We start from the raw sequence: 13,846 nt of genomic DNA, 5'->3' as shown, positions 1-13,846 counted from the left end.
GATTTAATCAGTGCAGTCCGTGTTATCGTCTTGCACCACGATGTAGCCGCTGGAAACCGCCCACAAAGCCAGACGGGCTACGGAAGAAAAACCACTCTTCGCCAGGAGCTGAGATATGTAGGACTTAATCGTATTTTCGCTCAAGTACATCTTTTTGGCTATCTCTCTGCGTGAGTAACCTGCGCAGACCAGCCGCAATACCTGCATTTCGCGTTGGTTTAATTCATTAGCCCCGAAGCGGGGGGCGCTAGCTGGAGGAAAACTGGATTCCCCCTGCATGGTCGAACGCAACAGAGCTAACAAATCGGGGGTGGAAATATTTTTGTAAACGAAAGAATCTACCCCGGCCTCTTGAGCTTCCTGGACGAAAGCCGCATCAGGCATAGCCGTGAACACGACGACTTTCAGGTGTGGATGGTTTTGTTTGAGGATGGCAGATTCCTTTAGCCCGGAGGAATTTTCCGTCACCACGTCCATCAACACCATCTCGACGGGGTGGATCCGCACCGAAGCATGGATTGACGCGGCATCTGTGAGCCGGTCGACAACGGTAAAATCGTCCTCGGCATCAATCGCGCCAGCCAGGGAATCCAGCAGGATAGTCTGATCCTCCACAATGGTTATCCGGGTCAATAGCCTCTCCTTTTGCGGTCTGCTGCTACGTCTGGTGATGGATATACCCGCGTTTGCGAAGCAATTTTACCAGGGCACAGAGCTATTTAGGTCGCTCTGGGGTAAGCATGGATTGGTGGGAAACCCCTGAGGATTTCCCACCAACACGAGACGAGTCGAAATAGTGCGTGGGCGCATTGAGTCGCCCAGATTATCCAACTGGAGCGACCACACTGGGACCGCCCTCAGTATTGATTACTGCTAGGTTCTGTTTGATTTGACCACCGGCAATGAGATTAAAAGATGGCTGAGGATCATTGGTGACTTGGAAATCCCAATCCCCGTTTCCTCCCCACAGGTAACCAACATAGGGGTGAGCGGGGTCATAGGGATTGTAGACAACCAGGAAAACCGCAGTTCCGTCAGGATCTGAGAGATATACGATGGCATCAGAGAAACCATCACGGTTGTAGTCGCCTTGATGGCGAATGGTGACTTGCTCGATGGACGAATTTGGGCGTACCCAACAGGAGTTTTCTGTATCCGGGGTGCTGGGCAGTAACCCGAGCGAATTTGTGGCATCCCAGGTTGCGCTGGCACAAGATTCAAAACTCCCCACAGGTAACAGCAGTTTGCTGACTGTTGCCTGATTTATACCGGGAGCCTGACCGCAGGCGGCGTTGTTTGCCGCGCTATTGGAAACCACGCCTAAACCGCCAATTACGGTTATTCCGTCAGCGTTAATCTGGGTAGCCCAATCATGGATACGTGAACCATCCGGCGGACTCAACAGGATGACCCCATCATTGAACGCTCCGGCGACCATGGCATCTTTCAAAGCGTGACCGCTGGCTAAGTACACGTGCGAGCGGGTCTTTGACTGCAGCACCCAATTGGCTATCGCCCAGGAGGTTTCATAGCGATCCGCTCCACTGAGGCGATGCAGTGGCAAACCACCTGCCAGGGTGACTGCTTCGGCATTGCTGACCACTCCGGTACCGCCCAGGACGACCACCCCACCGGAAGGATTGAGTTCTTTAATCTTTGCGGCTGCTGCCAGCAAACTCGCTTGGTTGGTAAAAGTGAGGATAGGACCGTTACGCACCCCGGAAGCCGCCACAGCATCGGGCGAACCCGACCCTGCATTACGGGTGACATAAACATAGGTTGGCTGTCCGTTGACATGTGTCCAGTAATCTGCAATTGCCGTGGCTGTGGCATTGCGATCGGGGCCTTGAATGCGGTCGTATTGGAAACCGTGTTCATCTAAAAACATTTCTGCCGATCCGGGAACAGCCCCTATCCCACCGAGGATAAAAGCTTTGGTCAAACCGGTCAGGTAGTCCAAGTTCCAGTTCAAACCGTCAGTCAACAGGATCGGTCCTATTCCGAGTGCTCCACCCGGTAGGGCATCAACGGGGTTACGTGCTGAAGCGACCAAAAAATTTGTAGAACCGTTCGGATAGGCCTGCCTGGCGACCAGGTCAGATGTTTCGATGGCATTTTGGCCCCCGAGCCGGTCAAGCGTCAAACAACCCTGGGACGATTGAGTCTCGCCCAGTTCGTTGCCTTGCGCCGCGGAAACCAGCAAACCGGCGACAGCCAATGCCGCCACCGCGAATCCTGCCCCGGCTCGACTGAACCGAGAGGGGAAACTTGGGAAAGAAATAATCATGGTTACCTCCTGATAGAACGGACCCTCACAGGGTATCGGCGCGCCGTGGGCGAGTAACCACCCAAAAGGGTGAAACCGCCCCGGTCGGTTTTAATGGCGGGCTTGCGTGTTGACCATCGCCAGGACCAGGCCGGCTAGGCCGATGATGGTCAGCACGGAGGCGGCGCCGGTCGCCAAACCGAGCGGGGTTCTGGAGGCGGCTTGCAGAGCGGCCTCGGACAGGGGAATGTCGGTCATCCGCAGCCAAATCACACCAATTCCGATAGCCCCGATGAGGGTGGCGGTCAGGGAAACCAGGAGGGTAACGCGGTGGGTGTGGCCGAAACGGCGGTCGGTGGCCTCCCGGGGAGTCAGCACCAAGCCCCAGGCGGCCGCAATGAGAATAGCGGTGAGTACATCGGAGAGGCGATGCCATTGGTTGAGCATCACGGCGATGCCGACAAAACTGGTGGTGAGCCAGCCGATAAACACGGCTACGGAACGCCACTTGGGCACGACGACCATGACGATTCCAATCGCCGCCGTCATCGCTACTGTCGTGTGTCCGCTGGGTAGCGAGTTTGCTAAACCTTGATAATCGACGCCCAGCGCGGGGCGGTGAATAATCCAGTGTTTCAGAATCTGGGTGGTCAGGTTCGCGCCCGCCACCAAAATCAGCACACGAATTCCCAGTTCGCGGCGTTTCCGGGCGGCGGCTATCAAAAAAACCACCCCGGTCAGGGCAATCAGCGCCCCCATCGAGATTGTGTCCAGGGCAGCCGTGTCCGCCCCGAGCAAGTATCGCTTGCCACGGCTGACGGCGAACCTGGTCAGACCGTCAAAGTTTTGTCCCTTGACGGTAGTGAGGGACTGCTGGGCGATGATCGCGGTGAGGATTGCGCAGACGACAGCCGCAACCAGCCGAAAAAACTGGTTGCGGGTTAGTCGCGGCGCTGGAACCTCACTCACGTGTCAATCTTAGGTCGGTCATGAGGGGCGTTGCCAGCGCGGTGCGTGTCGTGCCTGTTCACAAGCGGGGTCCACGGGCGGGTGTGGTGGTTGCCGGTGGGCCGCAGCACCACCGGACACGTAACATTGCTGGGTACGCCACGCCACCGGCCTTGAGCCGTGAACTTAGAACTTACCGCCGCCGGAACTAAACGACGTACCCCCGGAACTGAACGAGCCGCCGCTGTAACCGGAGTTGCTGCCGCTGCTCTTGGGACGCATGACTTGGGTCGTGTATTTGTTCACAAAGACATCGTTAGAGCCCGTAATCTGGTCCGAGCCAGGCACGACGTAATAGGTCGCTCCCGACTGCAGCTGCGCCGTATCGTGCTTTTTCCTGATCCGGCGCATCACCAGAGTCCCGGCACCGCCACCGAGGGCTGCCGCCCCGGCGGCACCGGCAGCGGTGGACTCCAGGGTCATGGGGTGGGGGATTGGATGGCCTTCGCTGTAGGGTGTTCCGGCTTTCCATTGTTCCAGATAATCGGTCACTTGGGTTAGGTAGACTTCTACGCCGCCGTCCCAATCATCGTCACCCAGCGGTTCCTTGACATGATTGTACAAACCCTCGATGCCATAGGGTGTAAAGGCTTTCTCGCCGTCCCCGTGACCCAGGAAATGCAAATCTCTAGACACTGGGTTAATAATCATTAACACGCCGTTAGCTTTTGTCAGATCTAAACCCAGCTCATTGGCGTTGTAATAGTCCGCTGCCCACTGCTGTACTTCTTTGTTTTGAAAATCATCCACCGTCACGATGTAGGGGGCGATTCCATATTTTTGTGCCAGGGAGGTTAGTCGTTGTTCCCAACCGGAGATTTTCGATTTGCTGAACACTCCGCTGTGATCGCGAATGAAAGGGGCGGCTGACTTTACGTCCTTTTGCCCACCTACATAGGCAATCTGACCGGAATCTGGAAACTCAATGATGTCGCCGTATTCTTTAGTAGGGGCTCCATCGGCAGAAATCAGGTTAGGTGTGTCTGGATCCGTATCGGCTGGGGTGGATTTCCCACTCGCGGGAGTCTGAGTTTGTGGAGGAGCCGCTTGATTAATCGGTTTGGAGATGAGGTAACTCGAAAACGTTGAAAAGAAAACTTGAGCAATCTGGAATTCGTCTCCATCGGCGGCATCTATCGGCTGTATCAGTGTATCCCATTGGTCACCAACGACATCTAGAGTTTGACCGTTGAGGGCATAGTGGTACTTTTCGGTTCCAGATACGAAAATGGCGTAGTTCTCACCGATTTCATCATTGTGGGCGACATAGTTATCTGTCCATTTTTCGGTATCGTCATTAAAGCTTGGGTCTTTGGTTGACACGTAAATCAACTGATGCCCCGACGCATTATACGTGGTACGGGCGATTTTATCCAGAGCCGATTCCTGTTGCTCACCCAGATAATCGCCGTCTTCATCAAAGATAAAGAAAACGTTCTTTTGGGTTGTGGGTAGAGGCGCCAGCTGCTCAGTCAATGAGGTAAACGATACGTGTCTCGAATTCATTTCGGGTGTGACGGCTTGAGCCGCGGGCAGGGCGAAACCAACCGCCGGAGCCAACGCCACCGCTAGTGCGCCAGCGGAAAAAAGGATTTTTTTACGCATATTCATGATTTCTAACCTCAATCGAAAAGCCACGGCATCAGGAACGGAATAAAGATGGCGCCCAAAATGATGGTGAGGGGGATGGCAATCCCCATCAGGCCGCCCCAGTACTTGCCGTTGGATACCGGGAACGTGCCCACGAACTTGCCGGTTTGCCCGTTCATGGCATAGTTGTAGTTTTTCCCCTCGAAACCTACGTTCATCAGCCAAATCGGCAAGAACACGTATTCGAGTTCGCCGAAAGCTGGTTGAATGGAAGTGCTCACGGTGCTGATTGTGTCATATCCATTGATAGAATCCCGCAACACTTGCTCAGTTGATTCCTTCATGCGTTCCAGTGCGCGCGGATTGGCTGTTTGCGCGTCGACATCGTATTTGTTGGTCATAAAGCCCGTCAGATAGGCGGGGGAAAAGGCTACTGATTTCGTGTAGTCGAAAGGCTCAATGGATTCGGTCAATTCGCCGGTGACTTTTGTGGTTCCGGAAACGGGAACATCCAGGAAAGCAACGTTACCACTGCGGTATACGTCAAATACTTCGTGTTCGGTATAGTCGTAATCGCTATCTGACCAGGTGTGCGTCCGTTCGCATGAATACTTACCTTCACCCGCGACGGTAGCATCGTATAGCCAGTAGGGGACATACACACCTTGAATATCATCCACGCTGACATTCTTAAACGCTTTGGGGAGCAGCTTTAGCCCTTTCATCTGGTCTTTGAAAGACTTCAGAGCCTGTTCCTTGGTCATCGCAAACGGAATCATCCGGTCGGGGACGCGGGTGCTAGTCAGCTGTCCGGTCGCCACGAAGTTGTTATTGCACCAGGGGCACCGGGCGCTGACCATATCGGGCGAACCGATGATTTCCCCACCGCAGGAATTACATTGGAACTGAGCCATTTGCTGTCCGGTCGCTTCGTCCAGATAGGTGGGCGGGGGCTCGACCCAGCCGGGTTGTCCCTCGGCAGGAGTGGTGGAAATCTGCGTTTCCGGGGTTGCGGTGTTACCAGCCCCGCCTCCAGCCGCGGTTCCCATTGTCCCCGCCTGTTTAGCGTGGGCGGCATCGAGTTCCGCGTTGGCTTGGGAGATACCGTTGAACTGGTTGACCTCCTCGACGGTGAATGAAGCCCCGCAAAAGCTGCACTTCATCTTGCCGCTGGGCACATCAAAATTGATGGGAGCACCGCAGGACGGACATTTTAGCTGCACATCGCTCACGATCGACTGGCCTCCTTAGCTTGTATCCGCTGGGGATGAATAAAATTCGCTACTGTTCTCAGACTAAAGTGCTGGTCAGGGGAATACACCACCCAAAAGGGTTAAATACCACCAACATTCCAATTAGGATTTTATTCATGGATTTCCGAGTTGGCCAGGGTTTTGACGCGCATCGTTTTGCTGCCGGTGAGCCGGTGGCGGGCCGCCCGCTCAAGGTGGGAACCCTGTCTTTTCCTGAGCATGCGCCGCTGGAGGGGCATTCGGACGGAGACGTGGCCGCACACGCTTTGGCCGATGCCCTGCTCTCAGCCGCCGGGTTGGGCGACTTGGGCACCAACTTTGGGGTGTCTCGTCCGGAGTTTGCCGGAGCCGGCGGGGAAGTGTTCTTAAGCGCGGCGATGCGGTTGTTGCACGAGGCCGGTTGGTCGGTGGTTAATGCCGGCGTGACCGTTATCGGTCAGGAGCCGCGCCTCGGTCCGCGTTACGCTGAAGCCGAGGCGGCGTTGGGCAATATCCTGGGGGCGCCGGTGTCGTTTTCGGCAACGACGACTGATCGCATGGGTTTTACGGGGAATTGCGAAGGACTGGCCGCCCTGGCAATCTGTTTATTGCGTTGTGAATAAAGTTTCGCCGCAATAGGCCGGACGGTCAGTCCTTACGTGTTGTGAAGTTTTTAAGCGGAATAGCCTTTACTTGTCGCCGGTGGCGGCGCGGTATTGGTCGATGAGTTTTTGCGGAACTCGGCCGCGGTCATTGACCGGGATTCCTTTTTCGCCAGCCCAAGCGCGCACGCGGCGGTTGAGTTCGCGGACTTCGTTGTTGGCCGCCGGGCCAGTTCCGCGGCGGCGGCGGCCCGAAACTTTACGTCCAACATCGGCCCAGCGCTCCAGGCTGTCGCGCAGTTCCTTAGCGTGGGTTTCATTTAGATCAATTTCGTAGTTGACGTTGTCTAAGCCAAAGGTGATTGTCTCGACCGCGTCTGAGCCGTCAATATCGTCAATGAGGATGGTTTTTACTTTCTTGGCCATGATGGCGCCCTCCAAAAATATGAGTGGATGTACGGTTCTATATTAGACATCGAAGAATAAATAATTCAACCCGGCTGGGGGTAATGAACCGCCAGAACGAAAGAATTCATACATTAGGGTTGTGTGGCGCAATTACCGACCAAATTAACGTTTAGTTCCCGGCAACTAGCCGTCATTATTATGAAAATACAATTCGGTTATGAGCATTTATTAAGCCCGAAAGAGGATTGTCAGACGAGCTTGATTTTTCGGCCTGGAAAGGTGTGAAAGCAGAGTTTACAGCCGATTTTGAAGCAATTGCTTGCACTGAGATTGCGCAGAAGTACCTCTAGTATGTAGAAACTGGAATTTTTCTAAGCGCACAGATATACAGCTATCGAAACGAACCCCGCGTCAGCCGAATACCTACCGAGACTCATGCCACGAATCAACTCCACCCATGCGGGCTGACCAGCGTTTTCCTTGTGCTCACCGGAACCTAAACAACATATCGGCGTCACAACGACATAACGGGCTAGAGGGCGACTAGCGGCTCTACGCTGGGGGTCCCTTTACTGCGAGCCTGAGCAAGTTCATAGGCGGTCTGCATATCCAGCCACAGACGGGCATTGCCGATTCCCGCAAGCTCAAGGCGTAAAGCCAGATTAGGGGTTAGCGCCGCTTTCCCATTTAAGACGCGCGAAAGCGTAACTCGAGACACCCCCAACTTTCGACTGGCGTCACTGACTGAAATGCCAAGTTCATTCAAGAAATCCTCACGGATTACCGCTCCGGGATACACCGGATTTTTCATACTCATTTTTCATCCTCCTCAGTGGTAGTCAAGGTAATCAACAAGTTCCACATCTTCACCCGCGAATCTGAAAATCAATCGCCGGTTTCCACTGACTCGAAGCGACGAATAACCCGCGAAAGATCCTGTCAGTTTGTGCGCACGATATCCCGGAAAAGTTAGCAGTGGTGCTGGACTATGCACCTGATCCAACACCGAAAGCATCCGTGCAAGTTTGTCAGCGTGCTCGGGATTTATACCCGATTTCACCCCAGATTCATAAAACCGCTGCAATCCCGCGTGTTTAAAACTGACAATCACCTTTTAAGTGTATCGCATAACTTTACAGCTCGAAAGGGGTAAACCTACGGCATGGCTCAGCTAGCTAAAGACACTCAGGTCGTCCGGGAATCTCTACAAATCATTGTCCAAAGATGACGACCCATCCTTTGGGAATCATAGAAGTAATCATGAAACGATTTTGCACGTCAGCGAGGTTTAGGGGGCGTTTCGTTGCGGTTCTACAACGGTAAGAGGTGCCTCTCCGGGGTAACATTGTGAGGAATACAGCAGCGTTTTTAGGCCTCTTATTGGCTGGGTATTGGCATTTTGTTTTTTTCGACTTAATCGAAAGCGGTTTTCATTGAAATATCAACGAAAGACATGGGGCCGCCTGCGGGAATTGAACCAATTCATTGCGGTGGTGGGGAGTTCCGCTGGAGCCGCCTGAGAGAATCGAACTCTCGACCTATTCATTACGAGTGAATCGCTCTGCCGACTGAGCTAAGGCGGCGGTGCGCAAAATGCGCGGGTTTCATTTTAGCCTGAAACACGGGTCGTTCCAAACTGTGACAGACCGGTGACAGACCCTGCTGCCGGCGTCAGCGCGCCGCGGGCGTACCTAATCCACCTGGCAGGTTCCGCTGTTTGCGGCCTCGATTTTGCCCGAAACCAGGTAAGTGTCGGTGATGGTTTTGACGCAGCCCGGCGCGTAGGAGTTGTATGCCGTATGGTTCCAGCCTTGCACGGTCAACAGCTTGGAATGGTCCATCATCTGGCGAGTGTGCTGAGCCATTTTCAGCGGAGTAGCGGGGTCTCCGGTGGTTCCAATCAGCAGGATGTCCTCTTCCAGAGGGGGATTGACCTTGCGTTTCGCCGTGGTCTTTGCCTTAACTGGCCAGTTTTCCGCGCCGAGGGAACTGTACGAGAAAAATTCCCCGACGGTGGGATAATCCGCTTCCAGCTTTGCCGCGTTCGCTTCCCATTGCGCCATATCACCGACCGGCTCATAGTCCAGTGAGTTAATCACCACGAACGCATCGGAGGAGTTGTTGTCATACGTGCCGTCCACGTTGCGTTCGTTGTAATAATCTGCACTGTTCAGAAGGCCGGTGCCGTCAGCCTCGTTTAGGGCTTGGTTCAGGGCGGGCAACAGCTGTTGCCACCAGGAGGCGGTATTGTACATATTGCCAATCAGCCCGGTGAAGGCTAGAGTGACGGTCAGTTCGCGCCCCCTCTTGGCGGGCATCGGGTTGGTTTTCAGGGAGTCCAGCAGGGATTTGATTTGGGCCATTCCCGAATCAACATCACCGTGCAGTGGGCATTGTTTGGCGTGCTTTTGCTGGCATTGGGCCACGAACTCCCGCAGGGAGGCTTCAAACCCGCTGGCTTGCATGGCGGAAACTTCGTTCATGTTCAAGGACGGGTCGAGCACCCCGTCCAGCACCATGCGTCCCACGCGGGAGGGAAAAAGGTCCGCGTAAATCGCACCCAGGTAAGTCCCGTAGGAAAATCCCAGGTAGTACAGTCTTTCATCGCCGAGCGCGGCTCGCATAATATCCAGATCGCGGGCGGTGTTTTCAGTACTGGCGAACCGGGTCATCTGCGGGGAATTCTTTAGGCACTTTTCCCCCAGAGCTTTATTGTCGGCGACATCGGCCGTGCGTCCGGCTTCGGTGGAGAGGTCGTAATAGGTCGAGTTGTCTTGATCGAGTTCCTGGTCGGTGCGGCATTCGATGGCGGGCTGGGAAGCCCCGACTCCGCGGGGGTCAAATCCCAGCACGTCATAGTAGTTCCGCACCGTGTCGCTAAAGAAATAGGCCACGTTTTCGGGTTTCATGTTTTCCAGTCCCGAGCCGCCGGGCCCCCCGGGGTTCATAATGAGCGTCCCGATACGGGTCTCACGATTGGCGGTGTTCAGCCGTTTCATCGCGATTTTGGCGTGTTCGCCCTGTGGATTGTCATAGTCGAGGGGCACTTCCAGCATGGCGCACTCGAAGTCGCCGCCGCAGTTCTTCCACTGCAGGTCTTGGGCGTAATACTCGGCAAGTTTCGGTTGGTCCACAGTTTGGGTGGGGCTGGGTGGTTTGGAAGGTTGTGCCAGGGGTTTCTGCGGGGCGCAGCCGGTCAATCCCGCTAGCGCCAGTCCCACGGCGGCCACAATCCCGAAACCTTTTGTCAGCTTGTTCATGTCTTCCTTCCGTTCGCCTAAGCTCATTTTGCCCTATTCCGGTCCACCAGTTCCACACAAAGCGCCTCGATGTCCAGGGTGACGTTGCCGTTTCCCATCAGGCGGCGCCTAGCCCTGCGAATCGCCTCTAACCGGGCTGTGGTTTGGGCTAGGGGCTGCGGTCCGGTCCCGACCCGAGCCACGTAAGCATCGACCAGCTCACCGGCAGGTCGCGACAGATTGATACGCGGCTGGGGCGACCCCGCTTGTGCCAGCATGACATCGCGGTAAAAACCTGAAATGTCGCCCAAAACTCGATCCCAAGTGTCAAAGCTGGCCCGCCGGGCTCGCCGGTGCGCATCGGTCTCGCTGAGCTTAGCTCCCCGCAGGGCTGACTTCACGTCCCGGGGCAGTCGGGAATCGGGCGTGTCGGCCGCCAAACCAAAAGCCTCCAGGACTTTCGCGCGTTCCTCCCGGTCGTTGGCACCGCGTAGGGCCTCGGCTTGCTTGTCTACCAGTTTCACCAGGGCGGCGGCGGTCCACATCGCCTCGGCGCTGGAGTTCATCTGAGCAATCATCCGCAGCACACCCAGCCGTTCAGAGCGCAGCTGCGGGTCATAAGCCAAAGCCCGCGCCCGTCCCACATGTGATTCGGCGGCCGCAGCGACTTCAGCCGCTAATTCGGGACTGATGGAGGCGTCTTGACGAACCAGCAGTTCCGCCACGGCGGCAGGGCTGGGCAGGCTGAGTTGCACCAGGCGGGTGCGGGAGCGAACTGTCGAGAGCACGTCGGCGGCACTGGGGGCGCACAGCACCCAGATGGTGCGTTCGGGGGGTTCCTCAATGGATTTCAACAGCAGGTTGGAGCTGTATTCGCTCATGCGGTCGTAGTCTTCGATGATGATGATGTTCCATTCTCCGCGGACGGGCCGCCGGTAGGCCTGCTGGACCAGGGCTTTCACATCATCAAACTTGATTTCGACCATTTCGGTGGTCATGACGCTGACATCAGCGTGGGTGCCTTGGCGCACGTCGCGGCAGGCCGCACAGATCCCGCAGCCGGGGTTGTTCGGGTCCTCACATTCCAAGGCGGCGGCGAAGGCTTTGGCGGCGGTGGAGCGTCCCGAACCGGGCGGGCCGACCACCAGCCAGGAATGTGTCATGGCCGCGAGGTTGGTGCCTGTGTCCGTCCGCGCAGCTGGCGCGGCGTTTTCTGGAGAGGTTACGGGGTCAGCAGGGCGGTCTTGGGCCGCGATGAGATTCCGGGCGGCCACGGCCGCCTGGGAGAACTGTGAGATAGCTCGGGTTTGTCCGGCTACCTCGGCCCACACGCCGCCGCTGGGGTTGATGCTCATGGGTTCACCGCAACTTTCCGGCTCACCAGGACTTGATGACTGGCAGGAGCTGAGCCAGGCGTAGTCGCACCTGGGTGGCGATTTCCTCTACCGGGAGGCTCGCGTCAATGACCAGCCAAGTATCCTGGCCGTCACTCATCCGCAGGAAATCCTCTCGGACGCGCTTTTGAAAGTCGAGTCCGGCGCGTTCCATCCGGTCCGGGCTGCCCAGGGAGGCGTCGGCAGCCTGGCGAGCCGCCGCGACCTCAGGGTCCAGGTCCAGCAGCACCGTCAGATTCGGAACCAATCCCCCCGTCGCCCACATGGACAAATCGCGGATTTCCCGGGCACCGAGTTCCCGCCCGTGCCCCTGATAGGCGATAGAGGACGCGAGGTAGCGGTCAGTAATCACGACTTTGCCATCGTTAATAGCGGGAATGATGAGTTTGTGCACGTGTTGGGCACGGTCAGCCGCAAACAGCAGCGCCTCGGCACGAGCCGATACGTCCCCCGCGTCCAGCAGCAGCTGGCGCAGAGCCACCCCCAGGTCGGTCCCGCCCGGCTCACGCGTCTCGATGACTTCCCAGCCCTGTTCCCGCACCCACGAGGCAGCCCGCGCGATCTGGGTGGTCTTGCCCACTCCGTCGCAGCCCTCAAACGCCACAAACAGACCCTGGGTGGGACGAATTTCGGCCACGCGTCCAAAATCAACGTTAGTTTGCGGGCGAAACTCGCCCATTCCGAGCGCTTCTGTAAACGACATACCCACATCCTAACAGTCGCCCCGAAAGCAAAATTTTACTCCTATTATTGAACAGCCTAAAAAGCTATTAAACTGAAATTGTGAAGGTTTTACTTTTGGGAAGCGGCGGGCGTGAACACGCGTTGGCCAGGGCTATTGCGAAATCAAATCTGTTGGAGAAACTGTGGATTGCCCCCGGTAATCCCGGTACCGCCGCGGTGGGCGAAAACGTGGAATGCGTGGCTGATGACCCGGCACAGGTGCTGGAACTGGCCCAGTCTCTGCGTCCCGACCTGGTGGTCATTGGGCCGGAAGCCCCGCTGGTCAAAGGCGTTGCTGATGTCCTACGTGAGGCGGGTTACCGAGTTTTCGGTCCTGGACGTTTGGCCGCCCGTTTGGAGGGTTCCAAAGCGTTCGCGAAGACGATAATGCAGCAGGCTCGGGTCGCTACCGCCGCCTCGGTAGCCTGCCGCACTTTGGACGAGGCGCGCGATGCTTTGCAGCGTTTCGGGACTCCTTACGTGGTGAAGCAAGACGGTTTGGCTGCCGGCAAAGGCGTGGTGGTGACGTCTGACTTTGATACCGCCGTGGCCCATGCCGCCGCCTGTATTGAGGCTATGGCGAATCCCCACGAGCCCGCCGTCGTGATTGAAGAATTCCTGGACGGGCCCGAAGCCTCGGTGTTCTGTATCTGCGATGGTCACGACGCGGTTGCTCTGCCCGCTGCCCAGGATTACAAACGTGCTTACGACCACAACGAGGGGCCCAACACGGGCGGTATGGGCGCCTACTCGCCGCTACCGTGGGCTCCAGAGGGCCTGGAGCAACGGGTGGCCCAAGAAATCGCCCTGCCGGTGTGCAGCGTGCTGGCTAACCAGGGCTGTGAATTTATCGGTTTGCTGTACGTAGGTTTGGCTTTGACTTCACGCGGTCCGCGGGTGGTCGAGTTTAATGTTCGGTTTGGAGACCCGGAGACCCAGTCGGTGCTTGAACGCCTGGACACGGATTTGTTAGCGCTGTTGGCGGCGGCGGCAGAGGGTAACCTGGCGGCGGCCCCGCAGCTCAAGGTCAGCGATGAGGCGGTGGTGAATGTGGTGTTGGCTGCCTCCGGCTATCCGCAGGCACCCGTGAAGGGCGGTGTCATCACCGGTCTTGAGGCCGCGAGTCAGGTGCCTGGGGTTCACGTTATTCATGCGGGTACGAAGGTCGATGATTCCGGTCAGGTCGTTGCCAACGGGGGGCGGGTACTGTCAGTAGTCGCGCGGGGAAGTGACTTGAATGAAGCCCGGCAGCGCGCTTATCGGGCGCTAGAGAACATCAACCTGGATAATTCGCACTACCGCACCGACATTGCCGAGTTTTGAAACCACCATAGCGCCACGGCTCATGCCGGGGCGCTGAAAGGTCATCGTGGTACCGAAAACC

Annotated in this window: 13 protein-coding genes and 1 tRNA gene; 2 read left to right on the top strand and 12 right to left on the bottom strand. The window is 56.6% G+C overall.

Annotation, left to right across the window (positions count from 1 at the left end; genetic code table 11):
- Window positions 1-3 precede the first annotated feature (3 nt).
- The 5 genes from SPI05_RS06590 to SPI05_RS06570 form a co-directional block, all read right to left on the bottom strand.
- Window positions 4-633 (bottom strand): response regulator transcription factor, encoded by a 630-nt coding sequence (locus SPI05_RS06590; RefSeq protein ID WP_321077246.1) that lies wholly within the window; start codon window positions 631-633, stop codon window positions 4-6.
- Between the two features lie 190 nt (window positions 634-823).
- The gene (locus SPI05_RS06585) at window positions 824-2,287 is read right to left on the bottom strand and encodes a cell wall-binding repeat-containing protein (protein ID WP_321077245.1); all 1,464 of its coding nucleotides are present in this window, start codon (window positions 2,285-2,287) and stop codon (window positions 824-826) included.
- Between the two features lie 90 nt (window positions 2,288-2,377).
- Window positions 2,378-3,235: a phosphatase PAP2 family protein gene (locus tag SPI05_RS06580; protein WP_321077243.1), complete on the bottom strand. Its 858-nt coding sequence runs from the start codon at window positions 3,233-3,235 to the stop codon at window positions 2,378-2,380.
- Between the two features lie 165 nt (window positions 3,236-3,400).
- Window positions 3,401-4,885 carry a TPM domain-containing protein gene (locus SPI05_RS06575; protein ID WP_321077242.1) on the bottom strand — a complete coding sequence of 495 codons (1,485 nt, stop codon included), beginning with the start codon at window positions 4,883-4,885 and terminating at the stop codon, window positions 3,401-3,403.
- 11 nt (window positions 4,886-4,896) lie between these two features.
- Window positions 4,897-6,096, bottom strand: a complete 1,200-nt coding sequence (locus tag SPI05_RS06570) for an ATP-binding protein (RefSeq protein WP_321077240.1) — start codon at window positions 6,094-6,096, stop codon at window positions 4,897-4,899.
- Between the two features lie 35 nt (window positions 6,097-6,131).
- On the opposite strand from SPI05_RS06570, the gene ispF reads away from it, so the two are divergent.
- Window positions 6,132-6,719, top strand: a complete 588-nt coding sequence (ispF, locus tag SPI05_RS06565) for a 2-C-methyl-D-erythritol 2,4-cyclodiphosphate synthase (protein WP_321077238.1) — start codon at window positions 6,132-6,134, stop codon at window positions 6,717-6,719.
- A 66-nt stretch (window positions 6,720-6,785) separates the two neighbouring features.
- On the opposite strand, the gene SPI05_RS06560 is transcribed toward ispF, so the two are convergent.
- The 7 genes from SPI05_RS06560 to tmk all read right to left on the bottom strand — a co-directional run bounded on the left by SPI05_RS06560 (window position 6,786) and on the right by tmk (window position 12,442).
- A complete protein-coding gene (locus SPI05_RS06560; protein WP_321077233.1) occupies window positions 6,786-7,124 on the bottom strand; it encodes an Lsr2 family protein in 339 nt (112 codons plus the stop codon).
- A gap of 514 nt (window positions 7,125-7,638) precedes the next feature.
- The gene (locus tag SPI05_RS06555; RefSeq protein WP_321077231.1) at window positions 7,639-7,923 is read right to left on the bottom strand and encodes a HigA family addiction module antitoxin; all 285 of its coding nucleotides are present in this window, start codon (window positions 7,921-7,923) and stop codon (window positions 7,639-7,641) included.
- A 12-nt stretch (window positions 7,924-7,935) separates the two neighbouring features.
- Window positions 7,936-8,217: a type II toxin-antitoxin system RelE/ParE family toxin gene (locus SPI05_RS09005; RefSeq protein WP_414601974.1), complete on the bottom strand. Its 282-nt coding sequence runs from the start codon at window positions 8,215-8,217 to the stop codon at window positions 7,936-7,938.
- 396 nt (window positions 8,218-8,613) lie between these two features.
- A tRNA-Thr gene (locus SPI05_RS06550) sits at window positions 8,614-8,689 on the bottom strand.
- 108 nt (window positions 8,690-8,797) lie between these two features.
- A complete protein-coding gene (locus tag SPI05_RS06545; protein WP_321077230.1) occupies window positions 8,798-10,393 on the bottom strand; it encodes an alpha/beta hydrolase in 1,596 nt (531 codons plus the stop codon).
- Window positions 10,390-11,700 (bottom strand): DNA polymerase III subunit delta', encoded by a 1,311-nt coding sequence (locus tag SPI05_RS06540; protein WP_321077229.1) that lies wholly within the window; start codon window positions 11,698-11,700, stop codon window positions 10,390-10,392. Before SPI05_RS06540 ends, SPI05_RS06545 begins: the two co-directional genes overlap by 4 nt.
- A 22-nt stretch (window positions 11,701-11,722) precedes the next feature.
- A complete protein-coding gene (gene tmk, locus SPI05_RS06535; protein ID WP_295027960.1) occupies window positions 11,723-12,442 on the bottom strand; it encodes a dTMP kinase in 720 nt (239 codons plus the stop codon).
- Window positions 12,443-12,522: 80 nt separating this feature from the next.
- On the opposite strand from tmk, the gene purD reads away from it, so the two are divergent.
- Complete coding sequence (gene purD, locus SPI05_RS06530; protein ID WP_321077225.1) at window positions 12,523-13,785, top strand: phosphoribosylamine--glycine ligase; 1,263 nt, start codon at window positions 12,523-12,525, stop codon at window positions 13,783-13,785.
- Window positions 13,786-13,846 lie beyond the last annotated feature (61 nt).

The organism is Mobiluncus sp., assembly GCF_034180645.1.
Taxonomy (GTDB): domain Bacteria; phylum Actinomycetota; class Actinomycetes; order Actinomycetales; family Actinomycetaceae; genus Mobiluncus.
The sequence above is the reverse complement of the archived record's forward strand: the minus strand, read 5'-3'. Positions and strand labels throughout refer to the sequence as shown.